Genomic DNA, 25,734 nt, shown 5'->3' on the forward strand with positions numbered 1-25,734 from the left:
ACTCCTTGTCCGCGAGTGGCGCAGTGATCGAAATGAGCAGGCGACCGGACCGCATGGCCGGCTGCGTCGCACCGAAGCGGTGGTAAGCGTCGCGGTCGGATCGAGGCTGTCGGGCAAGGCCCTGCTTGAGGATCTTGCCGATCGACATCGTCCGCAGGGCGGTCCGGAACCGCTGGCGCCCGCACCCGACGACACTCCACAGCGCTGCGTCGACGGAGCGACACGATGCCGTAGCGTCGGGCTCCGACCAGGTCGGCAGCCGCGATTCCTGAGGAGTTCGTCTGTGTCCGAGAGGCGTAGCCGGAATCAGTGGCTCTCCGAGCGTCGCCGGTCGGCGGTGAGCGGCCTCATTGCGGTGGGCACGGCTGTGCTCCTCCTCGGCCTTGACCGCGGCTGGGCGCAGATGTCGGTGGCGGACGTGTGCGTCTTGCTGCTGCTTGCCTATCTCTTCCCCTATCTCCTGATCACGGTGATCGCCTTCTCGACCGCCTCTCCCGAGCGCGTACGCAACTGGGCAGGCCGGGAGACACGGGGTACGTGGCTCCAGCGGTACGTCTACGGGACGGCCCCCGGACCGGGAGTCTCCATCTTCATCGCGGCCGCGGCGCTTGTGGTGGCCGTGGTGTGGCGGCCCGGGCACATCGGCTCCTCGTTCGAACCGGTCGCTCGGGCGGTGGTGGCGCTCACCCTGGTCGCCGTCGCCTGGATCTGTGTCGCCGTGTCCTTCGCGGTCGCCTTCCAGGCCGACAATCTCCTGGAGGGTGAGCGGGCGCTGGAGGTCCCCGGCGAGGAGACCCCGATCTGGAGCGACTACGTCTACTTCGCCTTTTCCGTCATGACGACGTTCGGCACGACCGACGTCACCGTGCTGTCCCGGGAGATGCGTCGGACGGTGACGGTCAACGCGTGCATCGCCTTCGTCTTCAACACCGTCACGGTGGCCAGCCTCGTCTCCGCTCTGGACAGTGTCTGACCAGCACCAGGCCTTGTTCTGGCGGCGCGCCACGGCGGGCAGCCGCCCTGGCCCGGCCCGGATGCCGCAGAGCGGGCCCCGACAGAAGCTCTCTTTGGCCAGAGCCCACTTCATGACCCCACTCGTGACGCTCTGTCAGGCCATGTCGGAACTCCCGTTCGCTGTGGGTGCGCTCACGGCCACGGCTACTTGCGCCGAGCCCCGACGTTACGGCTGGAATGCCGACCTGAGGCCTTCCTGCATGGGCGACGGGCTGTTCCTCAGATCCGCTCCCACCACCCCAGTGTCAGAATGATGCCCCTCTTGACCGCACACTCGAACGTATGCCCCCTGAGGGAGAACGAGATTGAGGAAAGGGTCACCGATGTCGCCGTCGCCAGGACGATGGCCATGCCGATCTCCCAGGACATGAAGAACCCGAGGAGGAGGGTGGGTATGAGCATGATCAGGCTCCCCACGCTTGCCTCACGGAGAACCCGGCTCCAGCTCGCCTTCTGCCACGACCGTGCTCTGCCGGAATATCCCTGAAGGGGGATGTGGCGGGTAGAGCCGCAGACGTCGTCGGTCATGAAGGTGCTCTCCCGAAAGGCTCTTTGCTAGTGCTGCCGGCTGGCGGGGTCGCCCGTGGCGACCTGCGCGAGGGCGTAGAAGCTCTTCTGGCCCAGCCCCGCAGCCTCGGCCGTCTTGAGATTGCCCACGGCGGCCGCCAGCACATTCGCGTGGAAGCCGGCACCCCTCATGCCGTCGACGCAGGTCTCGCCTCCATGGGTGAACACCGAGAGCGTGGCCTGGTCCGTCGTGAAATCGCCGCTGCCGATCGCCGCCACGGCCTCCCCGGCCGCGTCCTTCAGCGCCGCGAGAACCTTGTCGGTGGCCTCGCCGAGGACATCACCCGGAACGCCCTGGCTCTGGGCATAGGCCACGGCGTCGACGTAGGCGGCCAGCGCGGCAACGTACACTCCGCCGACGATCGTGAGGTCGACCGCGCTCGCGGCCTGCACCTGGTCGGAGACGAACCGCATCGCCGGACCGAGTGCGGCGAGCAGCTTCTCGTGCTCCGCCCAGGCCTCGGGGCTCCCCGAGAAGAGCACGTAGCCGCGTTCGGTGCCGATGTCCTGGGGGAAGCAGAGGATCGCGGCGTCCAGGTAGGGGACGCCCTTCTCGACGGCCCATGAACCGGCGTTCTTCGACTCGTCCGTCGAACTCGTTCCCGTGTTGAGAAGTGTCTTGCCTTTCCAGTCCCCGACACACTCCAGGCTTTGGAGCACGGATTCGTAGGACGGGGCGCAGGTCAGGATCAGACGGGCGGACGCGACCGCCGTTTCAAGGTCCGCCTCGGCCTCGATTCCCGGCAGCTCGGTGGCCAGGGCCCGAGCGCGTGCCGTGTCCGGGTCGTACGCGGTCACCGTCCAACCCGAATGTGCCAACGCTCGGGCGATCGACGATCCCATGAGCCCGTTGCCGATCACCGCAACGTCACGCTCGGTGTGGGTAGTCATTCGTGTTCATCTCATTTCTGGACAGGCCCTGAGACGGGTTTGCGGCCGCTTCGTGGCTGCCGAACGGCAGCGAGGGCGAGGACCTGAGAGCGAGGCTGTGGTGACAGGGACCCGGAGGGGGTCTCTGTCGAGGTAAAACTCGAACTCGATTCGACTTTAATTTTAGGCTCGTGCGCGGTCAAGCCGGGATTGAGGTTGTGGAGTAAGGAGTGGTCCTGCTCCCGCGTGCCGCCGCCCTCGCGCGAGGGCGATCGGCAGGTGCGGCTGATACGATCTCGAATTGTGTTCGAGAAAAAGTTGACAGCCCAGGCGGCGGCTCGTCCGGCTGTGCAGCGTCGCGGCATGGAACGGAGGCGGGCCATCCTGGACGCCGCCGAGGAGCTGCTCTGCGAGCAGGGCTATGAGGCGGCCACCCTGAAGGCGGTCGGTGAGCGGGCGGGCATCCCGATCGCCTCGATGTACCACTACTTCTCCGACCGGCATCAGGTCGACGCCGAGCTCCTGCGTCGACATCTGCAGGCGGTCGAGGAGCTCATCGCCACCGCCTTGGAACAGTCCGAGCTACCCACGCTGAGAGACGCCGCTGACGTCGTCATCGACCCGATGCGCGACTATTTCCGCGCCCATCGCAGCTGTGTCGAGCTGTGGTTCGCGGGTCGCAACGAGATGGTCAGCGACCTGGTGCGAGAATTCGACGCGGCGCAGGCTGACCGGCTCTGGCGCCTTCTTGTGGAGCGTGGGCTGCTGTCGGCCGACACTCCCCGGCTCGTCCTGCACCTCGCCTTCGAGGTGGGCAACCGTCTCTTCGACATCGCGTATCGGCAATCGCCGACTGGCGACGACGTCACGATCGACGAAGCGCGCCGCATGGTGACCGCGTACCTCGAGACCTACGCCGTCTGATCGGGCGATCCGCGTCACGCGAGCGAGTCGCGCCGCGTGACGACGGGGCGTGGCGGCTGTTTGTGCCCTCCGTTAGGGGCGTGTCGGGCTCCTTCTCGGCGTGCTCGCCGGCTCGGGCGACCCTCCGGCGGGGTGTCGCATGCCATGGCCGCCTCGATGTCGCCCAGCGGATCCGACCCATCGATGCGCTCGGTGCCCGCCGACGGCATCGTGACGGTCGCGTATCGGCAGGTGCGGTGTCGGTGGGTGACCAGGGCATCGCCATGACCTGACCTCCCAGGTGCGAGGTCGAGGCGATGCCCTGGTCGGGGTCGAGCCGGGGGCGTCCCTGGCGCACCGACTCGACGACTTGGCGGCGCGATGAGCCCGCGAGTGCGGCGCGTCATCGCATTCTCCGTCTTGCCGACGCCTTCGAGCGGGCGAGATCCCTGTCGCGGTCTGGCTCGAAGGCTGCGGCAAGACTCAATGTGGAATTGAGTTCGAGTTTAGTTCTAGGGCGGATTCCGTCAAGGTCCCGCCGGTCATGACTTCCACTGGACATGCTGCCCCTCCCCGCGAGCATCCCTGCCCCTCGCCCACCGTGCTCCAAGGCGCCCTCAAAGATCGTCCACGAGCAGGGCCTGCTCCGCCCAGATCACCTTCCCCTCGCGGCCGTGCCGTGTGCCCCAGCGCTTGGCGAACTGGGCGACGAGGAGCAGTCCGCGGCCGCCCTCGTCGTATGTACGGGCGCGTCGTAGGTGTGGGGCGGTGCTGTTGGCGTCGAAGACCTCGCAGGTCAGCGTGGACTGAAGGATCATCCGCAGTCGGATCGGGCTCTTGCCGTAGCGGATCGCGTTCGTCACGAGTTCACTGACGATGAGCTCGGTGGTGAAGGACAGCTCGTCGAGGCCCCAAGCGGTCAGCGTGTCGGAGGCGAAGCGGCGCGCCCCGGCCACGGCAGCCGGGTCCGAGGGGAGGTCGAGGGTTGCCACGTGGTCCGCGTCGAGCGACATGGTGCGGGCCACCAGGAGGGCGATGTCGTCGACGGGGCGCTGGGGCAACAGTGCGGCGATCAGTCGGTCGCAGACCTCGTCCGGTGACTCGGACTCCTGGGTGAGGACGTCGCGCAGCAGCTCGCGAGCGGTGTCGACGTCGCGTGTACGGCTCTGGATGAGGCCGTCGGTGAACAGGACCAGCAGGCTCCCTTCTGCCAGTTCGAACTGCACGGTCTCGAAGGGGAGTCCCCCCAGGCCCAGCGGCGGGCCGATCGGCATCTCCGGGAACTCGACGGACCGGGAGCCGGAGGTGTCGCCCTCGCGGTCCGGGGGAGCGGCCACGGCCGGCAGGACGTGTCCGGCGCTGGCCAGCGAACACACGCGGGAGACGGGGTCGTAGACCGCGTAAAGGCAGGTGGCGCTGGTCTCGCCCGCATCCTCCCCCTCCTCGTGCTGGAGGCGGATGACCACGTCGTCCAGGTGCGTGAGAAGTTCGTCGGGCATCAGGTCGATGTCGGCGAAGGCACGCACCGCCATGCGGAGGCGGCCCATCGTGGCGGCGGCGCGCAGTCCGCGTCCGACGACATCGCCCACGACGAGGGCCACTCGGGCTCCGGACAGAGGGATCACGTCGTACCAGTCGCCGCCCACGCCGGCGCGGGAGCCACTGGGCAGGTAGCGTGAGGCCGCGACGACGGCGGACTGCTCCACCGTGTGCCGCGGCAGCAGGCTCCGCTGGAGGGTGAGCGCGGTGGAACGTTCGTTGGTGTACCGGCGGGCGTTGTCGATGGACACCGCCGCTCTGGCTGCGATCTCCTGGGCGAGGAGGAGGTCGTCCTCGTCGAAGGGCGCGCTGCTTCCCGTACGGAAGAACTGGGCGAGGCCCAGTGTCTCCCCACGGGCCGCCAGGGGAAGCAGCATGGCCGAGTGGAACTCACCGCGCGGGTGGCCTCCGCTTGCGTCGTACGAGGCGTCGGATGCCCCGACGCGGCGTAGTACGGGCGTGCCGGTCGCCAGTGCACGGGCCGGCTCCGATTCCGCCGGGTAGCTGTGTGTCCGTCCGGTCGGTACGGGGAACTCCGTGGTGCCGTCGTCCGGTACGGACCGCTGGGCGACGCGGCGGAGCGGTGACGGCTCCGACGGTGGCGACGCGTCCTCGTCGTCGAGGACGGAGGCGAGGAGGTCTACGGTGGTGAAGTCGGCGAAGCCTTCGCCGCCGACGTCCACCAGTTCCTGGCAGGTGCGGCCGATGTCGAGCGTGGTTCCGATGCGCCGGCCTGCCTCGTTGGCCAGGAGAAGCCGCCGCTGCAGCCGGCGGTCGCGTTCCTCCTGGTAGGCCGCGACGACGCCTACGGAACTGCGGTCGACGTACTCGAAGCCCGTCTCGATGAGCCGGACCGCCACGGCGTTGATCAGCTCCGGGTCGTCGGTGAACCGCGGTACCTCCGCCTGGATCAGCCGCAGCAGGCCGACGTGACCGAGCCGGTAGGCGCGCAGGAGGGTGCTGATCGGCACCCCGTTGCGGGCGAACCTCCGAGCGAGCTCGACGGACTGGGGCGGGGGCGCGGCCTCTGCCGCTTCCGGGCCGTGTTCGAGCACTGCCAGGAGCGCGGTGACGTGCCCGGCCGTCTCCTCGGACGCGAAAGCGGCGATGTCCTCGTACTGCCACAGCTCGGGAAGCTCGCCGCGAGTGAACCGCAAGACGGCGTCGACCGCCTCGTCCGTCCGAGGCCTGAGCTCCTGAGCCAGACGCCGGAGGAGCGCGTCGACATCGGTCCTCATAGTGGCATTGTCCGGAAAGGTGCGGCCGCCTGCCACCGGGTGAGGTGGCGGTCAGGGGGCGGGGGCAATTGACGGACCGCGATCAACCATGCGTAAACTCGAAATCGATTCGGCATCGGTTTCGATTGTACGGTCAGCCGCGCCTGCCTCTCCAGCACCCCGGCCCAACAGGTCGGCTGCGGGGGCCACCCGGACCAGCAACGCCCGACGCGGGCCACGGTGGGACCCGGGCCGTCACCCCAACCCGCACCCTCGCTGCCCGGAGGCTTCCGTGCGCTTCCCTTTCGTTCAGGCTCCGCCCGGCGGTCCGCCCGCATCGACACGCGACGCCGACGGTGCCGCGCGGCGCGTCCGGCGAGCATTCCTGGTCGCCAACGCAGTGCCCCTCGCCACAGGTGTCGTCCTGTCCTGCTCCACAACCCTTTCCGGGACCCACGTGTACGGGCGGCTCACGCTCGGCCTCATGGGGGAATCCTGCAACTCGGTGTCTTCCTCGCTGCCGTGGGGTGGTACGAGGACCGGTCGACGCGGCTGTGCGATCCCGCCGAGCAGCCCCTGGCTTCCGGCCGGCCCCACGCCGGTCCTGTGAGTACGTCATCCACGCGAGAGTCCGGGCGGTGACCCGGTGACGACTCCGCTCCTCCTGAGTTCGGGCGTACTCGACCCCGTCGGCTCGGCCGCCCGGGCTTCCGTGATCAGTGCCTTCCTGGTCTTCATCGGCCTGTGCCTGCTGTGGGTCTTCACCCTCGCGAGCCAGGATGACCGTCCGGAGAACCTCTACGTTGCCGACGGTCCCTCTCGCCGGTCTTCAACGGCTTCGCCCTGGCAGGTGAGTTCATCACGGTCGTCGCCCTGTTCGCGATCTCGGGGGCGATCGCCCTCTTCGGTTACGACGGGTTCGCCTCTGCCGTCGACAGCGTCCTCGCGCTCGGTGCGCTGCTCCTCCTCGCGGGGAGGATCCGTGCCAGCGGGCACTACACGCTCGGCGGCCTGTTCTCCCTGCGCGCGTCGGGCCGGGGACCGCGCACGGCGGCAGCAGTGGTGACGCTCGTCATCACGATCCCCCTGCTCATCGTCCAGCTACGGGCCGCCGGCATCAGCGCGGCCCTCCTGCTCGGCATGTCGAGCAACGCGGCCCAGGTGCTCTGCACGGTGCTGATGGGTTGCCTCGTGGCCTGCTTCGCGGGGGTGGCGGACCTGAGGGGCACCAGCTTCGTGCAGGTCGTCAAGGTACCTGTCACGCTGGTGACGCTCGCGGTGGTCGCCCTGCTCGCCCTGCGAAAGTTCTCGTGGAGCCCGGGCGCCCTGCTCTCGGCCGCGGTGGAACAGAGCACGGATCCGGACGCGTATCTGAGCAGGGGGCTCTGGGCGCACACGGCGGGCCTCGGCCCTGTGAACACGATCAGTGACCACGTCGTCGTCGTCCTCGGCACGGCGATGATGCCCCACCTGATCCTCCGTGTCGCCGCCGCGCGGAACGGGTGGTGCGCACGCCGGTCCACGAGCATCGCGGTGGGTCTCACGAGTGCCTTCTACCTCCTCCTGATCACGGTGGGATTCGCGGCGGCGGCCGTGGTCGGCAGCGAGGTGATCGGTGGGGTCGACGCGAACGGTCAGGGGGCCCCGATCCTGCTCGCCTCCGGCGTCCTCGATCGGGCGTCGACGGCACGCGTGGTCCTCATCACCGTGATGGCGTGCCTCGCCTTCCTCGCCGTGCTGACAGCGGTGACCAGCGTGACCTTCGCCGCCGCCGTCTCCCTCACGCGTGACGTCATCGTCAGGAACGGCCGCCCCCTCACGGATCAGGGCGAGATCCGGGCTCTTCGCTCGGTCGTCGTCGCCCTTTGTGTGGGCGGGCTGGCGCTGTCCGTCGCCGTCAGCCAGTACCCCGTCGAGTTCCTGGTCACCTTCTCGCTGAGCGTCGCGGCGACGTGCGTCTTCCCCGCGCTCGTCTACTCCTTCTACTGGCCGGGGTTCAACCGCCGAGGGCTGTCGTGGTCGGTCTACGGCGGGCTGTTCCTCTGCACGGTCCTCACGTTCTGCTCACCCGTGGTCTCCGGCACCGACTACGCACTGTGGCCGGAAGCGGCGTTCGACTGGTACCCCTTCCACACTCCCGGTCTGTTCTCCGTCCCGGTGGCTTTCCTCCTCGGAAGGCTCGGCAGCAGGAGGCCGTCCCGGCGGGAGGAGGGGGATTCTCGAAATCCCGGTCACGACCGGGTGGAGGCAGAGAGAACCGGGTGGTGATCGGTTCGCCGGCCGTGCCCGTTCTCACGTAAGAGGCGGCGGACTGCCGGGCGCCGGGTCCGGTCACCTCGGACCGCACCGCTGCTCCGACGGCGAGTCGCCGACGCAGGCGGTCGCGGCGCCCCGGCCGACGCAGCAGGTCCTGACAGCGCCTTCCGCCGGTCCCGGCCGGCGACGAAGCCTGTCGACTCGTCATCGGCCCCAGCCCGTCGGTGACAGTCGTGCACACATGCGGAAGGGGCCCCGCGGACCTGCCGATAGGAACGGCAGTCCCGAGGCCCCCTCTGCCCCATGGCCCGGTCAGTTCACCGGAGCCGCGCCGCGTCGGGCGTTCCGCCGGCTTCCGTTGATCCGGTCGTTGATCCGGTCGACAGTCCAGATGGTCCGCAGTCCTGGAGCCCCCATCATCACGGGGCGTCCGAACTTGGGCTTCTTCACCCAGAGAGCCTTCAGGTCCTCGTGCTGTTCTCCGTCCACGATGTGGTCGGCGATGAGCGAGCCGAGGTACGGCGCCTGGGCCAGGCCGTGGCCGTTGCAGGCGACCGAGTAGAAGACGTTGTCGTCGATGTTGCCGGCGAGCGGAAGCCACGACGTCGTGATCCCGATCCATCCGCCCCAGGCGCGCGCTGCCGCGACGTCGGCCAGCGCGGGGAAGCGGGTCTCGAAGCCGCGTGCGAGGTCGGCGACGACTGCCTCGTCCGGCTTCCTCAGGGGAAGCGGGTAGCTCTTCCCCCGCTGGATCCGACGCACGCCGAACACGATGGTGTTGCGCGAGGTGAGCCGGTAGTTCTCCATGAAGTTGTGCTGGGTGACCACTCCCGAACGGCTGGTCCAGCCGAGTGCTGCCAGCCGCGCGGGATCGATGGGCTCGGTCTCCACCTCGGTGACCCAGATCGGCACGGACAGTCGCTTCGGAGCGATCGCCAGCTCGCCGCCGAAGGCGTTCGTCGCGAGCACGAGCTTCCTCGCGCGCACCTCACCACCGGGTGTCATGACGGTGATGTGATGGCCGTCCCGCGTGATGTCGGTGACCCTCGTGCGCTCGAAGACCCGGGCACGCGACGAGAGGACGGCGCGGCGGATGCCCAGGCTGAACTTGCCGGGGTTCATCATCCCGCCGACGGACTCGCGAAAACCGCCGAGGAATCCGCGGGGGATGCCCAGCTCCGCACTCGTGCCGAGCTCGACCTTCCCGCCGGCCTTCCGCAGGATCTTGGTCACGCGACGCACGCGGCCCATTTGCCCACGGGACACGGCGGCGCAGACGTTGCCGGTGGCCTCGTAGTCGCAATCGATGTCCAGCCGTTCGATCAGGTGCTCCACGAAGTGCGCGGAGTTCTCGGCGAACCGGACGATGCCGGGGAACTTCCTGGGGTAGAGGATGTTCAGGAACTGGATGTCGCCGCCCGGGGCACCTGCCAGCTGCCCGGCATTGCGCGAAGCGGAGCCGTGACCGCAGAACTCGGCTTCCAACAGCACCACGTCCTGGCCGCGCTCGGCCAGGCGCAGCGCCGTCGACATCCCGGCCAGTCCGCCGCCCACGACCGCCACCTCACAGGTGATGTCCTCTTGCAGGGCGGGCTGGACGTTGCTGGGAGGGTCGACCCATCCACTGAAGTTGGTGTACTCGACGTTGTCCGTCTTCATCACACGTTCCTTGCTTCGTGTTGTCAGTGGCAGAGGTTCGACTTCAGGCCAGCCGGCGCTTGAGGATCTTTCCGCTGCCGGTCATCGGCAGGCTCGACACGATCTCGACGATGCGGGGGTACTTGTAGGAGGCCATCTGTTCCCTGCCCCAGGCGATGAGCTCGTCGGCGGTGAGGGAGGCGTCCTGCTCGAGGATCACGAACGCCTTGACCTCCTCACCATGGCTGTCGTGCGGGACGCCGATGACCGCCGCGAGGCTCACCGCGGGATGGGTGTGAAGCACCTCCTCGATCTCGCGGGGGTAGACGTTGAAACCGCCGCGGATGATGAGGTCCTTCGCCCGGTCGACGATGTAGTAGAAGCCGTCCTCGTCGCGTCGCGCGAGGTCCCCGGTGCGGAACCATCCGTCGCGGATCGCCTCGGCCGTCGCCTCCGGGCGGTTGTAGTAGCCCTTCATGACGTTGTGGCCCCTGATCGCGATCTCGCCGACTTCTCCGGCCTCGGTGACCTCCGTCCAGTCCGGTCGGATCAGCTTCAGCTGCACACCCCAGATCGGGACGCCGATCGAGCCCGGTCGGGACTCGAACCGGGGGTCGCTGAACGTGGCGACGGGCGACGTCTCGGACAGCCCGTACCCTTCGAGCACGGTGACACCGAGGCGCTGCTCGACCCGGTTGATGATCTCGACCGGCAGGGCCGCCCCACCGGAGATGCCGATCCGCAGGTTGTCGGCGATCCGGCGGACGTCGACGTCGTCGGTGAGGGCGTTGAGCAGCCCCCACCACATGGTCGGAACACCCGCGAAGAACGTGATGACCTCGCGGCTCATGAGCTCGACCACCTCACGGGCGGCGAAGCGCGGCACGAGGTGCAAGGTCGCCGCGACCGAGAACCCCGCGTGCATCTGCACCGTCGCGCCGAAGGTGTGGAACAGGGGAAGGCACACCACGTGGCTGTCGGCGGCCGGTTCGTTGCGGAACAACCGGTTGCTGGCCAGCACGTTCATCATCGTGTTCGCGTGGGAGAGTTCCGCTCCCTTGGCCTGTCCCGTCGTTCCCGACGTGTAGAGGATGACCGCGGTGTCGGTCGGCTCCCTGACCACCGACTCGAACACGGTGCTCATACCGGCGAGTGCCTGACCGAGCGTCTCCGTACCGGCGATCGGGCTGGGAGATTCCTGGTCGGCGGTGATGACGAAGAAGTGCTCGACCGTCTTCGCCTCGAGGTAGCCGGCATGACCCTCTGCGGCCATGGCGAGCTCCGGGGTTCCTTCGAAGCAGAAGTACGCCGAGACGTCCGCGTCGCCCAGGTGGTAGGCGATCTCGCGGCCCTTGAGCAGCACGTTGAGCGGGACCACGACGGCACCCGCCTTGAGCACGCCGTAGTAGACGACGGGGAAGGAGGGCAGATTGGGGCAGCTGAGGGCGACCTTGTCACCGGGGCGGATGCCCCGGGACACCAGCAGGTTGGCGACCTGGTTCGCCGCCGCGTCGACCTGGCGGTAGGTCAGCCGGGTCGGGCCGAGCACGAGCGCGTCCCGGTCCGGGAACGTGCGGGCGGAGTCTTCGAGGAGGATCGAGAGGTTCAGCAAGGTGGTTCTCCAGCGGCTCTGGGTTGGTCATCGGGTGATCTCGACGGCTGAGTCGAAGGCGTCAGCCCTCAGCCGCTGCGTCGTTCACCCGTGTCCCGAACACGACAGCGGCGCGATTCACAGCGGAAGGTCCGGCGAGTCGACTCCGACCACCCGGTCACCGCAGAACACGCGCACCGACTCGGCGGGGCCGTGACCGCCGAGGCCGGACGGTCCCCAGAAGCTCTGCGCGGAATCGTCGCCGAGGTCGGCGAGCTTGGCGCCGTTGACCCGCACCTCGCCGGACAGCACGCGCGAGCCGACCTCGATCGCGCGTTCCGTGTCGCCGCCGAACACATAGGCATCGAGTCCCGACGGGTGGGCGTTCGCGATGCGCAGCGCCTCCTCGTCGGAATCGACGGCGTGCAGGGACACCACGGGACCGAACAGCTCCGCAGTGGCCTTCGCCGGGTCGGCCCCGGCGGCGACGGTCGGCGAGAGGAAGAACCCGTCGAGCTCGGGCAGCCGGGCCGGCTGGTGGACGCTCGCCCCCAGGGCGCGCAGTCCTTCGATCCGGCTCTCCAGCGTCGCGAAGTGCGGTGCGTTCGAGATCGGACCGAGCTCGGCGCTCTCGTCGAGCGAATGACCGATCACGATCTTGGAGATGCGCTCGGTCAGCGCTTCGAGCAGCGGCCCCACCAGGCTGCTGTGGGCGAGCACCTTGCCCGGCCCCTCACACCACTGGCCGTTCAGCTTGGTCATGCCCTCGAAGATTCCGTCGGCGGCGACCTCGACGTCGGCGTCGTCCAGGACGAGCGCGGGGTTGTTGCCGCCGAGCTCCAATTGCAGGACCTTGAAGTCCTCCGCGGCGGCCCGGGCGATCGCCCGGCCGGCGGCCGGACCACCGGTGAACGACAGGACCTTGATGCGCGGGTCACCGGTCAGTGCGGCACCCACGTCGCCCCGGCCGTGTACGAGCTGCAGCGCGCCGCTGGGCAGCCCGGCTTCGACGAAGCACTCGACGACGATCTGCGCGCTGCCCGGGGCGTGCTCCGACGGCTTCAGGATCACCGGGCAGCCCGCCGCGACCGCGCTCACGACCTTCGCCGCGGGAATGAAGCTCGGGCCGTTCCACGGCGTGAGGATCGCGGCCGGCCCCCACGGGACCTTGTACAGGCGGACATCGCGACCGTCCGCCGCCAGAGCGCGTACCCGCGGGATGTTCAGCAGGTCCGCCGCCGTCGCCCGTATCCTGGCGGGCAGAAACGCCGCCACCTTCCGGGTGACGCCGATCGGCACACCGCTGGTCAGGGCATCCGCACGGGCGATGTCCTCGACTCGGGTCTCGATGAGCGCGGCGACGCGTTCGAGCACGTCGGCGCGCTCCTGGCGGGCCTCGTCGTCCCACCGGCCGACGCTGTACACGCGTTCGGCGTGCTGCAGCGCCCGCTCGACGTCCTCGGATCCGGTCGTGACCGTGCGGTGCACCGGTTCCCGGGTGTTGGGGTCGACGTTCCATTCGCCCTGGATCGTCTCGCAGTCGCTCCAGGCGTCCGCGATGTAGTTCACCGGCTGGGGAATCGTCGTCTCGCCGCTCGACATGTGAGTCACCTCTGCATCCGTTGTTGGTCAGGCCTTGAGGTCGACGACGACGCGCGTCACGTCACCGCTGCGCATCGCCTTGAAGCCCTCGTTGATCTCGCCGAACGGGATGACCTGCGTGACCATCTCGTCGAGCAACAGCCGCCCCTGCTGGTAGAGGCGCGCGAGCTGGACGATGTCCTGACGCACCTGCCCCGATCCCATGTACGAGCCGATGAGGCGCTTCTCGCCGAAGAAGAAGTCCGACGCGGGCACCTTGAGTTCGGTGCCCTCCGGGGCGATGCCCACCAGGCACGCGGTGCCGGTCGCCCGCACCACCGAGAGTGCCGTGGCCGCGGTGCGCGCCGAGCCGACGGCCTCGAACGAATAGTCGACGCCGTCGCCCAGCAGCTTCCGAACCTCCGCGGCGACGTCCTCGGCACCCCCGTTCACGACATGCGTCGCGCCGTAGCCGCGCGCGGCCTCAAGTCGCGCCTCGTCCAGGTCGATCGCGACGACGGCCGAGGCCCCCGCCAGTCTGGCCCCCTGGATGATGGCCGACCCGACGCCACCGCAGCCGATCACGGCGACCGTGCTTCCCGGACGCACCTGGGCGCCGCGGAAGACGGCGCCGACGCCGGTGATGACACAGCACGCCAGGAGACACCCCACGTGCAGCGGCACCGCGTCGTCCAGCTTCACCAGCGCGTTCTCCCGCATGAGGGTGTGCCGCGAGAACGCGCCGACGTCGCCGAGCCGCTCGACCGGCTCGCCGTTCGTCAGCTGGAACGCGGGACGCGGGCGACGACGGACCTCCGCCACGCGCTGACACTGCGTCGAACGGCCGGCCTCGCAGTTGACGCAGCGGCCGCACGACGGCGTCAGCGCCCCGACCACGCGGTCGCCGACCCGCAGTCCGGTCACCGCGGAGCCGGTCGCCTCGACGACTCCGGCCACCTCGTGACCCACCACCACCGGCAGGTCGGTCGGCACCGTGCCGGTCATGTAGTGCAGGTCGCTGTGGCACAGGCCCACGTGCGAGACCGCGACGCGCACCTCGTCGGGCTCGGGATCGTCGACCTGGATCGCGGTCATTTCGAGCGGTTCGTTCACCGCGGTGAGCACCGCGGCCTCTGTGTCGATCACGTCTTCTCCTCAGTCGTTCCTTGCAGAAGGGGCCGTACCGACCCCTGTCCCGAGCTACTTGCCAGTGCCCTTCGCGGTCCAGAAGCCTTCGATGCCGGCCCTGAACACGCCGCTCTCCCAGGTCTCGCGCGCGGCGGCGTCCTCTCGGGCGAAGGCCTGCTCGATCTCGTCGAGCCGCGGCCGTAGCAGCGCGAGATGAAGCGCCGTCGTGTTGTTCTCCGGCGTCCACTCGACGACCAGGTCGACCGCGCGGTCGACCAGCTCGTCGGGCGCGACGATCTCGTCCAGGAGGCCGATCCGCAGGGCATCCTCGGCGCCGATCCGCGGCGAGCCGAGGACCATGCGCATCGCGTGGTTCCGGACAAGCCTGGTCAGCAGCATGCTGGACGCGTTCGAGATCGTGATGCCCCGGCCGTTCTCCGGCTGGTAGTACTCCGCCTTCGGACTTCCGATCCGTGCGTCGCAGCAGAGGGTGATCTCCGAGGCACCGCCCACCGCGAGACCGTTCACGGCCGCGATGACGGGGACCCGTGTCTCCACGATGGCGCGGGTGATGTCGTGAAAGGTCTCGAACGCCTCCCGCATCTCCTCGTACGAGGTGGGCGGCGCCTGGAGGTCCTCGCCGGCGGAGAACGCCCGGCCCTCACCCGTGAGCACGATTCCGCGCACGTTGTCGCCGGCCCCGAACTTCCTTATGACATAGGCGAGTCGCCTTCGCGTGACGACGTCCATGGCGTTCAGCTTCTCCGGACGGCGCAGGGTCAGTACCGCCACGCCCCGTACGACGTCGACGTCGAGGACGTCCGTGGACGGGGGAGAGGACGGGACGGTGGGTGCGCCCGCAGAGCCGCGCCGGGCGCCCAGGTCGAAGGTGACACCGGGCTCGGCCGCGGCGCGGGCCTTGAGGGCTGGCTTGGACACGCGCTCGGACGGTGTCCGCGGGAAGTCGACGACGAACTCGACGTAGCGCGGCACTTTGAAACGGGCGAGCTGGCGGCCGGCCCGGTCGACGATCCGTGCGGCGGTCGTACGGTCGGCCGGCACCCCGGCGGCGAGCTGGACGAAGGCCTTGACCTCTTCACCGAAGGTCTCGTCGGGTTCGGCGACGACGGCGGCGGCGATGACCTCCTCGTCACGTTCGATGGCGGCCTCGACCTCGGCGCTCGCGATGTTCTCGCCGCCCCGGCGCACCATGTCCTTGATCCGACCGACGAGCTGGACGCCGCCGTCCGGCCGGCGGACGACGACATCGCCGGTGTGCAGCCAGCCGTCCCGCAGCACCTTGGCGGTGTCCTCCGGACGGTTCCAGTAGCCGCGCATCAGCGGCCTGCCCGAGACGATCAGCTCACCGGGCTCGCCGTCGGGCAGGTCGTCGCCCTGCGGATCGACCACCCGGACCTGCTTCGTCGGCACCGGAAGCCCCAGGCTCCCGCTCCCCACGGCATTCTCGTCAGAGACGGAACTGAACAGGTCGACGCCGGACTCGGTCATGCCGTAGATCTCCCGCCACGGCGCTCCCCAGCGTTCCTCCAGCTGCGCGTGGATCCCTACCGGAATGCCCGAACAGAGCACCAGACGCAGGTGGTTGTCCAGGTCGTCGGGGCTCGCCGGCTGCTTGAACAGCAGCGTCGGCATGGACCCGAGCACGTAGAAGAAAGTGGCACGGTGGCGGCGGACATCGGGGAAGAAGCCCGACGCGGAGAACCGGGGCAACACGACCAGCGGGGCCCCGATCGTCAGGGCGAGCGCGGTGTTCCACTGCGGATCCATGTAGGAGAACGGCTGCGCGGTGAGCAGGACGTCGTCGGACCCGAGGCCGGTCAGCGCGGCGCAGGTCCAGCCCAGCCGCACCCAGTAGTCGTGGGTGAGCATGCATGCCTTGGGGAAGCCGGTGGTGCCCGACGTGTACTGCAGGTTCGCCAAGGTCTCGGCGGCGGCGCTCACCGCCGGAGCGGTCGCCGGGAACGGCGCGGACCCGTCCGCTGCGACGTCGACGATGCGCAGGTCAGCCAACTCGGCTTCGGCGTCGATGACTTCCTTCAGGAGACCTGCCCGCTCGTGGTCGGTGAACACGACCCGGGCTCCCGAATCCCGCAGGAGGAAGGTGAGATCAGCCCGCTTGTACGAGGAGTTGACCGGCACTGCCACCGCCCCGGCCTTCAGCGCGGACAGCCACACGACCGGCCAGTGCACGATGTTCGGGAGCATGATCGCGACACGGTCGCCGGGCTGGATGCCGTCCACCTCGATCAGCCGATGTGCCAGCCTGGAGGTCCAGTCGTCGATCTCGGCAAACGTCCAGGATCCGTCGCCGAAGCGCAGGAACTCCCGATCGGGTGATCGCTGCGCACGCTCGGCCAGCAACCCGGTCAGCGTCGCGATGGACGGGTCCTCTCCCATCTGCTGGGGCCCTACGGCCGGCTGCGGACGGCGAGAGGCCGCATCTGCCTCTCGCTGAGGCGTTTCCTTCACGACCACGACTGCTCCCCGGCCACGGCACGGCTCTGCTCGTGTCGGTTCGGCTCCGCATCGACCGACTCGTTGTGCCTGTGCAGGACGCGGTAGGCGAAGTAGTAGGTGAACATCTGGAGACCCCAGGTGCTCAGCGCGCCGATGTAGAAGAGGGTGTGCGCCGCGTCGTCACCTGGAATGTGGACGAAGTCGTATGTCCAGGCGATCGCGCATCCGGCGGCGGTCGCCAGAATCACGCCGGCGGCCATTCCCTTCGCGTCGATCGACCAGAGCCGCCTCGCGAAGTAGATCAGGAACAACGTGGTCAGAACATTGACCACGATGAGGAAGATGGCGACCCCCACGCCGAGCCGCCCGCTGAAGAACAGCAGGAAGAGTCCGACCGCGGCGGCGAACACGAACGCCCCGACATCCGTCCGCACGGACGGCTTGTACCGGTGTGTCACCTGCATCAGGCCCATGACGAGGATCAGCGTGATGCCGACCGACCGGGAGAACTGGTCGAAGAAGAACGCGACGGTGTACATGGGACTCTTCTCGTCGGCGCCCACGAGCGCATAGACGAGGAAGTTCGACCCGGAGGTGGCGACGATGATCCATTCGAGGCCGAGAAGATAGTTCTTGAAATTCCGAATGAATTTCCATCCGAAGGTGAATCCGACGACGATCATCCAGACGTCGGCGAGCAGAAAAAGCAGGTCTCTGAATGCCATTTTTTCCTCGGTTCCTTGATCCTCGTCAGAGCGTGGTGGGCAGGCCGGCGTCGATCGAGGTGTAGTCGTCCCGCTTGAGCAGGTCCGAGGGGTCGGACATCTGGCCGGCGACTTCGGCCCAGCCGAGGTAGTGCTCCGACGACCAGTCGAGGGCTCGCTGGATCTCTTCCGGGAGCTTTCGGATCTGTTCCAGGCTGTACGTGAGGAAGTGGTTCTCCTCGGTGCGCAGGAAGGCGAGGTCCCAGCCCATCGAAAGACCGAATCGGTGACCGTCCGTGGTGGTGTTCTCGCCGCCGCCGTGATAGGTCGATCCGATCCAGATGAGCGCGGAGCCCGCCTTCATCTCGGTGGGGATCGTCTCCTCGTACCGAGGCGCCCGGTGGTCGTCCCAGAGGTGGGAACCGGGAATCACCAGCGTCCCGCCGTTCTCCGCGGTGAAGTCGCTGACCGCGACCATGATCTGGACCCGAGCTTCGCGCTGGTAGTCCGGATGCCGCCACAGCCAGACGGAATCGTCGCGGTGGAGCGGCTGCGCGCCCTGGCCGGGGCCGATCTTGATGGCCATGGTGGCACCGATGTGCATACCCGCCGGGGCCGGCACCGCCTCCTCTCCGAAGAAGACGTTCAGCGGCTTGTTGAGGATGAGCTCGGCGACCCGGTGGTACAGCGGGTTCAGCGCCACGGTGACCATGTGCTCGGTCTTCGCGAACAGGCCGCCCGCCCGGCGGGTGCGGTTGCCGGCGAACACCTCGTCGTGCCCCGTGTCCACCGCGTCGAGCACGGGATCCAGGTCGTTCTTGAGACCCGTGATCGTCGCGTCGTCGAAGAGCCCTTCGACGATCACCCCGCCGTCTCGCAGGATGATCTCGACCGCCTCTTCGGGGGTCGTGTCGGCAGTGATCCGACAGAGTCCTGAGGTCGACATGGCAATTCCTTCCAGTCAGGACCGGCGACCACATCACGCCTCCGCAATGCGGTGAGGTCATGCTGCTGCATCATGGTCGCTCGATCAAGTCAAATGACTAAGTTCTTGTGTGGGGGAGTCGCTGCGTGCGCCGATCGGGGCAGAGTCGCCTGTTAGCCTGGTTGTCGACTTGATCAAACGTCCAACTTCGACAGGGGGCATCAGGTGGCACGGGTACCGACGGCCGAGCGACGCAACGATCTGGTGAACGCCGCCATCCACGTGATCGCGACCCACGGCGTCGACGGTGCGACGACTCGCCGGATCGCCGAGCAGGCGAAGGCCCCGCTGGCGACGCTGCACTACTGCTTCCAGACGAAGGAGCTGCTGTTCGCAGCCGTCTTCGAGAGGTTGGCGGAGCGGTACCGTGAGGTTCTGATCGAGAGCGATGTGCACGGCGACGTCGCCGCGACTGCGCGTGCGATCCTCCGCGGCCTGACGAACTGGTATCTCGAGTCCTCTTCGGAATTCGCGTCCGCGACCGTGGAGCTGATCAGCTGGGCGCAACGCCAGGAGTCGCACCCGGCCGTGACCGTGTACAACGAGGCGTTCAACGTCGTGCGGTCGATCCTCGCGAGAGCGGCCTCCGGCCAGGACATCACGCCCGAGACGATCGATCAGATCGGTTATGTCATCGGTGCGCTTTCCGACGGCTTCGTCGTGAACTGGCTGACGTATGCCGATCGTTCCCGGGCCGCCGAGCAGGCAGAGATCATCGTCGACGTGCTCGATGCGTGGCTGACTGCGAAGCTCGCCTGATCGCAAGAAGCCCTGTGCACGCCTCGCCGCCGAGTTCGCCCGGACCGGCCGGTGGACGGCGACCGGCGAACCCGGGTGTGTGTCCGCCTGCCGGCGAGCCCGCAGGCGGACACCCGGGTCGCCTCGTCACAGGCGCTTGACGGCCTCCTCGACGATCCACGTCATCGTCGGATCGTCGCTCTCCATCCACTCCGGATGCCACTGGACTCCCAGAACGGGTGCGCCCGGGAACTCCACCGCCTCGACCACACCGTCGGCCGTCCGTCCCGTCACGACGAGCCCCGTGCCGCAGTGGTCGACAGCCTGGTGGTGCCAGGAGTTGGTGACCGCCCGAGCCCCGAACAGTCCCGCCACGATCGAGCCGGGCTCGAACGTCACGACGTGATCGTCCGTGCCGTCGGTGGGTGCGGCCTCCGGGGACAGATGCCGCACCGCACCGGGCGGAAGGTCGGCGATGAGCGTGCCACCGAGCGCGGCGTTGAGGACCTGCATGCCCCGGCACACGGCGAGCACCGGTATCCCCCGGTCGAGCGCGGCACGTACGAGCGCGAGCTCGTACCTGTCCCGCTCGACGTCGTGGACCATCGGATTCGACCGCGGGTCGACGTCGCGGACCACCGACGTGTCCCCTCCCCAGCACGCCGGGTGCAGGTCCTGCCCACCGGTGATGACCACGCCGGCCAGCCAGTGGCAGACCGCCTCCGCATCCGTCTCGTACGAGAGGTTCACGGGGAGACCGCCGGCCTGTGCGATCCGGATCGCGTAGTCGGACATGTAGCTGTCGGTGCAGCGATCGCCGTACCGGCGGTCCCCACCCCTGATCAGTTCCAGCCGGATCCGTCGGCCGGTGATGCCGATCAGCGGCCGCATCGCCGTCGGCGTGTCGCCCGTCGCGCTCACGGCAGCTCGAAGTATCGGGCGGACTCCCACTCGGAGAGTTCGGCGAACGGATCCCCGCCCGCGGTGTGGAACTGCATCCACTCCCACCGGCGCGACCCGACCCAGTAGTCGACGAACTCGGCACCGAGGAGATCACGAAGGATCGGGTCCGCCTCGAGCGCGGCGGCGGCCTTGGTGATGGTGTCCGGCAGCCGGGTGATCTCGCCGGGCGGCATGCACCACGCCATCTCGGCGACCGGCTCCGGCGGTTCGATCTTGCGTTCCACGCCCGCGATCACACCGGCCAGCACGCCGGCCAGCGCGAGGTACAGGTTCGCGTCGGCGCCGGGAACCCGGTACTCCAGGCGGGAGTACGACGGGTGCCCGCACACTGCCCGGACCGCGGTGGTCTTGTTGCTGATGCCCCAGGTGGCGGTGACCGGCGGGCCGCTGAGGTCCACCAGGCGCCGGTACGAGGTGATCTGCGGGAGCACGATCGAGGTGTTGCCCTCGATCGTCGCGAGCAGACCGCCGACGGCATGGCGCATCACCTCCGACGGCCCCTCCTCCGCGTAGAACGCGTTGACGCCGTCGCGCTGGAGGGACAGATTGATGTGCGAGGCCTGCCCGTAGCCCGCGGTGGGCTTGGCCATGAAGGTGACCGTGTGGCCGAGGTCGAACGCGACCTCGCGCATGATCTGGCGGGTTCGCGCCCAGGCGTCACAGACCGCGATCGGATCACCGGGCGCCAGGTTGATCTCGATCTGGCCGGCGGCGTCCTCGTCGTTCCAGGCCTCCCACTCGATGCCGACCGCGTCGAGCCGGTCGGCGACGGCGTTCATGTAACCGGTCCAGTCCTTGGACTTCGCCAGGTGATAGGCCGTACCCGCGCTCCCGCCGAGCGGAGTCAGGTCGCGGTATCCGCGTGCGCGCGCCTCGTGGATGGACTCCTCGAAGACGGTTGCCTCGATCTCGACGGCAACGGTCGCGGCGAAGCCGAGCGAGGCGAGCCGGTCGACCATCCTGCGCGTGAGGTTGCGCGGACAGAGGGGGACCGGCGTGCCGTCCTTCAGCCAGTAGTCGCCGATCACGGCGTCGAGACCCGGCTCCCACTCGACCCGGGTCGAGAGGTCGGGGCGGAAGTAGACGTCGTCCAGATGCCCGCGCCAAGCGGGATACGCGAAGCCGAAGGCCGGGGCGTTGCCGAGGTCGAGCCCGAACAGGAGGTCGGCGAAGGCGAACCCCGAGTCCACGCCGGAGGCGAACTTCTTCGGTGCCAGCGTCTTGCCGAGGAACGAGCCCTCGTGGTTCGTCGCTTCGATCCGGACAGCCCGAACGCTGGTGTCCCGGACGTCAACTCCGGTGACGGGCTTGATGAGTTCAGACATCGTAACGGACCTTCCAGGATGCGCCGATCATGACCGACAGCTGAGAGAGAGTGCCCTGAATCCCGAGCACACCCGAGGACAGGACGGCGAGCAGGTCGTCGGATCCGGAGAACACGCCGGCCAGCGTCTCCGGTGCGCCGGCGATCAGGTAGTGCGTCTCGCCGTCGCCCAGGACGACCTGCTCAAGACCCTCCGGGCCTTCGGTCACCGCGATGAGCACGTCCGGAAACCCCGGTACGGAGCGCCCGGCATTCCAGAAGTGCTCGGCGGCCGTCCGCCAGTCCGGCACCGGCGGCGACAGAGCGAGCAGCGCGCCCGCGGCCAGGTCCGCGTCGCCCGAGGGATCGGAGGTGGGTGCGAACCGGGCGTTCAGGTCGACGGTGAGGGTGGCATCGGGTTCGACGAGGACTCCGCTCGACACGTCGACGGTGCCGCTGCCGAAGGTGATCGTCGCCGCCTGCGGGGTGTCGTGGGACCGGATCGCCACCGTGGCGGCCGACTCCTGCGGGGCCGGAAGCACATGGCCCGCGCGGGCGGCATCCCGCAGCGTGCGGCCGATCAACCGGACGAGCGGAGTCGCATCGTCCTCGATCCTGATGTCGACCTCTGTGGCCGTCGCTGCGCGGGACACCGCAGGGGCCGTCGTGGTTTCGGTCATCCTCCAGTCCTTTCGACTTCGGGAGATCACACGCGCCGCGAATCGGTCGCCGCGGATCTCGGATGGACCGTGATCATCTTGGCCAAATGACTCGATCAAATGACTAGATCAGGTGACTAGGATGGTGGGGTACGGCTCGCGACCTGTCAATGACTTCGGAGAGGCCCGACAGTGAATGAAGTGAAGCCCGCGTACTGGGACCAGCTGGATGCCGATGCGCAGCATGCGGCGCGGTTCATCGCCGAAACCCTCACCAGACCGGTACGGGAACTGGGTGTGAAGGCCGCACGGAAGATCCTGGCGACCTCGCCGCCGGAGCGGCCCCTCACCCCTCTTGACCTGGTCGAACAGCTGACCCTGCCTGCCCGCTCCGGTGAGCTCCGCGCGCGCCTCTATCACCCGGACGGCACGCCGCTGTCCGCCGGTCCGCGCCCGGTGCTGCTCTATCTGCACGGTGGCGGCTTCGTCCTCGGCACCCTCGACGGAGTCGACGAGGTCTGCCGCGCGATCGCCGCCCGATCCGGGTGGGCGGTGCTCTCCCTGGAGTACCGACTCGCACCGGAGAATCCCTATCCGGCAGCCCTGGACGACTGTCTCGACATCTTTGCCTGGTTGCGCCGATCGGCTTCCGCGTACGGCCTCGATCCGCAGGTGATCGCCGTCGCAGGCGACTCCGCAGGCGGAAGTCTCGCCGCCGCGCTGTGCCTCAAGCTCCGGGACGCCGGGCTGCCCGGGCCTGTGTCCCAGGTGCTCGTCTACCCCGCTGTCGACGACGCGTTCGCCACCCCGTCCTGGACGGAGTTCGCCGACGCACCCCTCTTGACCAGCGCGGATGCCCGCTGGTTCTGGGAGCAGTACCTCGGACCCGACCACGAGGGAACGGTCGATCACTACGCGGCCCCCATGCACGCCGCATCGCTGCGGGATCTCCCGCCGGCACTGGTTCTCACCGCCGAGGTCGACCCGCTTCGCGACGACGCCGAGGCGTACGCCGAGAGGCTGCGGCGTGACGGTGTGGAGGTCACCGCGACCCGCTGTGCCGGCGTGTTCCACGGCTTCTTCACCGAAGTGGGCGTGTTCGCCAGGACGGACGAAGCGATCTCGCAGGTGGCGCGGCACCTCCGAGACGTTGCCGGCAGCTGAGCGCGCACACGTAAGCCGACTCGACGTGCGTTCGGCTATTGACGGCACTCGGGCCCGTGGCTAGATTCCGTTGGTCATACGACTAAGTCGGATGACTAAGACGTGCGCGCCGATGGGCGGAGGGGCGAACGGCCCCCGCCGAGGCGAAGCCCTGACGGCCAGATGTCACCCACCTTTCGACTACCCGAAGGCACACGCATGACTGAGACCGCTCCACCCACCGCCCCCGTCGTCGACCTCCTCTGTGTCGGCGCGGGATTCTCAGGCCTTTACGCGGCGTACAAGGCCGCCGAGAAGGGCTGGACCTTCGCAGGGTTCGAAGTCGCGCCCGGCGTCGGCGGCACCTGGTTCTGGAACACGTACCCCGGCGCCCGGTGCGACGTCGAGAGCATCTACTACTCCTACTCGTTCAGCCAGGAGCTCCTGCAGGAGTGGACGTGGAGCGAGCGCTTCGCTCCGCAGGCCGAGATCCTCAAGTACATCAACCACGTCGCGGACCGCTTCGACCTGCGCCGGCACTTCAGCTTCAACACCCGGGTGACTTCCGCGACCTGGCTCCCGGACGAGCGGCTCTGGGAAGTGACGCTCGACTCCGGCGAGACCCGGCGGGGTCGCCATCTGCTCGCCGGCTCGGGCGGTCTTTCGGCGCCCAAGGACTTCGACGTGCCGGGCCTGGAGAACTTCACCGGGATCACGGTCTCGACGAGCCGGTGGAACATTCCGCTGAGCGATCTGGCGGGCAAGCGCGTCGCCGTGATCGGTACCGGGTCGTCCGCGGTGCAGTGCATTCCGCTCATCGCCGAGGTCGCCGAGCACCTCACCGTGTTCCAGCGCACGCCCAACTACGTGTTTCCCGCACGGAACGCCCCGCTGTCGGCGGACTACGTCGACGAGATCAAGGGCAGCTACGCGGCGATCCGCGAGGAGTGCCGCCACTCGCTCGGTGGCATCCCGGACCGCATCCCGGACGCCGCCGCTTTCGACGTCTCCGATGAGGAGCGGCGTGAGCGCTATGAGCGGGCCTACGTACGGAGCGGATTCAACGGTGTCGGCGGCGAGTTCTCCGACCTGCTGACCGATGCGAGGGCCAACGAGACCGCGGCGGAGTTCGTGCGGGGGAAGATCCGCCAGATCGTCCATGACTCCAAGACCGCCGCGGTCCTCGAGCCCCGCTTCCACGCGCTCGGCGCGAAGCGCAGCTGCTTCGGCACCGACTACTACGAGACCTTCAACCGTCCGAACGTCTCGGTGGTCTCCCTGCGCGACGAGCCGATCGACACCATGACGAGCGACAGCATCGTCACCAGGGGCGGCTCCTACGAGGTCGACGCCATCGTGCTGGCGATCGGATTCGACGCCTTCACCGGGCCGCTGTTCGCGCTCAACGTCTCCACCCCGGAGTCCGGCAGGCTGCAGGACGCGTGGAGCGACGGCGTCCGGACGTACTTGGGCATCATGACCGCCGGCTTTCCTAACTTCTTCATGATCGCCGGACCGCAGAGTCCGGCGCTCGCGAGCAATGTCGTGGTCACGATCGAGCAGGCCGTCGACTGGATCACCGATCTCATCGGGCACGCGAAGGCCGGCGGCGCCGAGGTCGTCGAGCCGACGCTAGAGGCTCAGGACGACTGGGTGAAGATCACCGAGGACACGGTCAACCAGACCCTCTACGCGACCACCGACTCCTGGTACCGCGGTTCGAACGTGTCCGGCAAGCCGACGACCTTCCTCGGCTACGTGGGTGGTGTCGGCAAGTACCGCCGGATGTGTACCGAACTCGCCAAGCGGGGCTACCCGGGCATCGAGTTCGACGGCGAGACCGTCGCTCGCCGCCTCGGCCGCATCCACAAGGAGATCGCATGAAGGTGGTGCACCAGCGCTACGTCGCCCACTCCGACGCGCACTACGCGGGGAACCTGGTCGACGGGGCCTTCGGGCTGAAGCTCTTCGGGGACGCCGGAACGCACCTGGCGATCACCATCGACGGCCACGAGAGCCTGTTCGCCGGGTATGCGTCGGTCGAGTTCCTCGCCCCGGTCCGCGGCGGCGATGTGGTCGAGGTCGAGGCGCGCTTGGCGTCGAAGGGAAGGCGCAGCCGGACCGTCGACTTCGAGCTGCGCATCATCTGCAGGTCCGTCGACGACAGTGGCCGGGCCGAGGTGCTCGCCGAACCCATCGTGGCCACTCGGGCGCGAGGGACGGCCGTCGTTCCGGCCGACACTGCAACGACGACGCCGTGACCGTGGGGGCAGCGTCGGTCGGCGAGGGCGGTTCGAGATGAACCGCAACAGGTGGCCGTTCACGACGGCTTAGAACAGCGTACGGCGGTGGGCCCGCAGGTCCACCGCCGTATCAGGAGACGCCACCCAGGCGTAAAGGGGAGCAGTTCCCAGCCGGGTGGCTGTCCGCACGTACGGCCCGCCGATTTCGGCGGCA

20 protein-coding genes are annotated in these 25,734 nt (G+C 68.5%); 7 read left to right on the forward strand and 13 right to left on the reverse strand.

Annotated elements, in window-relative coordinates:
• Positions 1-283: 283 nt before the first annotated feature.
• Complete coding sequence (locus tag AB5J54_RS35840; RefSeq protein WP_369148099.1) at positions 284-973, forward strand: DUF1345 domain-containing protein; 690 nt, start codon at positions 284-286, stop codon at positions 971-973.
• A 260-nt stretch (positions 974-1,233) separates the two neighbouring features.
• On the opposite strand, the gene AB5J54_RS35845 is transcribed toward AB5J54_RS35840, so the two are convergent.
• Together AB5J54_RS35845 and AB5J54_RS35850 are read right to left on the reverse strand one after the other, a co-directional pair.
• Positions 1,234-1,542 carry a hypothetical protein gene (locus AB5J54_RS35845; protein WP_369148100.1) on the reverse strand — a complete coding sequence of 103 codons (309 nt, stop codon included), beginning with the start codon at positions 1,540-1,542 and terminating at the stop codon, positions 1,234-1,236.
• Between the two features lie 27 nt (positions 1,543-1,569).
• Positions 1,570-2,472, reverse strand: coding sequence for an FAD-dependent oxidoreductase (locus AB5J54_RS35850; RefSeq protein ID WP_369148101.1), 903 nt, complete (start codon positions 2,470-2,472; stop codon positions 1,570-1,572).
• 282 nt (positions 2,473-2,754) lie between these two features.
• On the opposite strand from AB5J54_RS35850, the gene AB5J54_RS35855 reads away from it, so the two are divergent.
• Positions 2,755-3,375: a TetR/AcrR family transcriptional regulator gene (locus tag AB5J54_RS35855; protein WP_369148102.1), complete on the forward strand. Its 621-nt coding sequence runs from the start codon at positions 2,755-2,757 to the stop codon at positions 3,373-3,375.
• A gap of 596 nt (positions 3,376-3,971) precedes the next feature.
• Here AB5J54_RS35855 and AB5J54_RS35860 read toward each other — a convergent pair.
• On the reverse strand, positions 3,972-6,131 hold the full coding sequence (locus AB5J54_RS35860; RefSeq protein ID WP_369148103.1) for a SpoIIE family protein phosphatase: 2,160 nt from the start codon (positions 6,129-6,131) through the stop codon (positions 3,972-3,974).
• An 837-nt stretch (positions 6,132-6,968) separates the two neighbouring features.
• Between AB5J54_RS35860 and AB5J54_RS35865 the strand changes: the two genes are divergently transcribed.
• Complete coding sequence (locus tag AB5J54_RS35865) at positions 6,969-8,378, forward strand: transporter (protein WP_369149567.1); 1,410 nt, start codon at positions 6,969-6,971, stop codon at positions 8,376-8,378.
• 300 nt (positions 8,379-8,678) lie between these two features.
• On the opposite strand, the gene AB5J54_RS35870 is transcribed toward AB5J54_RS35865, so the two are convergent.
• The 7 genes from AB5J54_RS35870 to AB5J54_RS35900 form a co-directional block, all read right to left on the reverse strand.
• Complete coding sequence (locus AB5J54_RS35870) at positions 8,679-10,025, reverse strand: FAD-binding oxidoreductase (RefSeq protein WP_017241824.1); 1,347 nt, start codon at positions 10,023-10,025, stop codon at positions 8,679-8,681.
• Between the two features lie 43 nt (positions 10,026-10,068).
• Positions 10,069-11,616 (reverse strand): long-chain fatty acid--CoA ligase, encoded by a 1,548-nt coding sequence (locus AB5J54_RS35875; RefSeq protein WP_369148104.1) that lies wholly within the window; start codon positions 11,614-11,616, stop codon positions 10,069-10,071.
• 117 nt (positions 11,617-11,733) lie between these two features.
• Positions 11,734-13,197 carry an aldehyde dehydrogenase gene (locus AB5J54_RS35880; protein WP_369148105.1) on the reverse strand — a complete coding sequence of 488 codons (1,464 nt, stop codon included), beginning with the start codon at positions 13,195-13,197 and terminating at the stop codon, positions 11,734-11,736.
• A gap of 27 nt (positions 13,198-13,224) precedes the next feature.
• Positions 13,225-14,322 (reverse strand): Zn-dependent alcohol dehydrogenase, encoded by a 1,098-nt coding sequence (locus AB5J54_RS35885; RefSeq protein WP_369148106.1) that lies wholly within the window; start codon positions 14,320-14,322, stop codon positions 13,225-13,227.
• Positions 14,323-14,376: 54 nt separating this feature from the next.
• Positions 14,377-16,722, reverse strand: a complete 2,346-nt coding sequence (locus AB5J54_RS35890; protein WP_369148107.1) for an AMP-binding protein — start codon at positions 16,720-16,722, stop codon at positions 14,377-14,379.
• Positions 16,723-16,790: 68 nt separating this feature from the next.
• Complete coding sequence (locus tag AB5J54_RS35895; protein ID WP_369148108.1) at positions 16,791-17,507, reverse strand: transporter; 717 nt, start codon at positions 17,505-17,507, stop codon at positions 16,791-16,793.
• A 25-nt stretch (positions 17,508-17,532) separates the two neighbouring features.
• Entirely contained in the window at positions 17,533-18,432 is a 900-nt protein-coding gene (locus AB5J54_RS35900) for a phytanoyl-CoA dioxygenase family protein (protein WP_369148109.1), read from the reverse strand.
• A 204-nt stretch (positions 18,433-18,636) separates the two neighbouring features.
• Between AB5J54_RS35900 and AB5J54_RS35905 the strand changes: the two genes are divergently transcribed.
• Positions 18,637-19,230, forward strand: coding sequence for a TetR/AcrR family transcriptional regulator (locus AB5J54_RS35905; protein ID WP_026058698.1), 594 nt, complete (start codon positions 18,637-18,639; stop codon positions 19,228-19,230).
• Positions 19,231-19,356: 126 nt separating this feature from the next.
• On the opposite strand, the gene AB5J54_RS35910 is transcribed toward AB5J54_RS35905, so the two are convergent.
• Genes AB5J54_RS35910 through AB5J54_RS35920 form a run of 3 tightly spaced genes read right to left on the reverse strand, consistent with a single transcriptional unit; the run spans position 19,357 to position 22,155 of the window.
• Positions 19,357-20,130 carry a gamma-glutamyl-gamma-aminobutyrate hydrolase family protein gene (locus tag AB5J54_RS35910; protein WP_017241818.1) on the reverse strand — a complete coding sequence of 258 codons (774 nt, stop codon included), beginning with the start codon at positions 20,128-20,130 and terminating at the stop codon, positions 19,357-19,359.
• Entirely contained in the window at positions 20,127-21,497 is a 1,371-nt protein-coding gene (locus AB5J54_RS35915; RefSeq protein ID WP_017241817.1) for a glutamine synthetase family protein, read from the reverse strand. The genes AB5J54_RS35910 and AB5J54_RS35915 overlap by 4 nt, the downstream gene beginning before the upstream one ends.
• Positions 21,490-22,155: a hypothetical protein gene (locus AB5J54_RS35920; protein ID WP_369148110.1), complete on the reverse strand. Its 666-nt coding sequence runs from the start codon at positions 22,153-22,155 to the stop codon at positions 21,490-21,492. The genes AB5J54_RS35915 and AB5J54_RS35920 overlap by 8 nt, the downstream gene beginning before the upstream one ends.
• Positions 22,156-22,335: 180 nt before the next feature.
• On the opposite strand from AB5J54_RS35920, the gene AB5J54_RS35925 reads away from it, so the two are divergent.
• The 3 genes from AB5J54_RS35925 to AB5J54_RS35935 all read left to right on the forward strand — a co-directional run bounded on the left by AB5J54_RS35925 (position 22,336) and on the right by AB5J54_RS35935 (position 25,538).
• On the forward strand, positions 22,336-23,298 hold the full coding sequence (locus AB5J54_RS35925) for an alpha/beta hydrolase (protein ID WP_369148111.1): 963 nt from the start codon (positions 22,336-22,338) through the stop codon (positions 23,296-23,298).
• 198 nt (positions 23,299-23,496) lie between these two features.
• Positions 23,497-25,161 carry a flavin-containing monooxygenase gene (locus AB5J54_RS35930; protein ID WP_369148112.1) on the forward strand — a complete coding sequence of 555 codons (1,665 nt, stop codon included), beginning with the start codon at positions 23,497-23,499 and terminating at the stop codon, positions 25,159-25,161.
• Entirely contained in the window at positions 25,158-25,538 is a 381-nt protein-coding gene (locus AB5J54_RS35935; protein ID WP_017241813.1) for a hotdog domain-containing protein, read from the forward strand. The genes AB5J54_RS35930 and AB5J54_RS35935 overlap by 4 nt, the downstream gene beginning before the upstream one ends.
• Positions 25,539-25,734 lie beyond the last annotated feature (196 nt).

Source organism: Streptomyces sp. R44 (assembly GCF_041053105.1).
Lineage (GTDB): Bacteria > Actinomycetota > Actinomycetes > Streptomycetales > Streptomycetaceae > Streptomyces.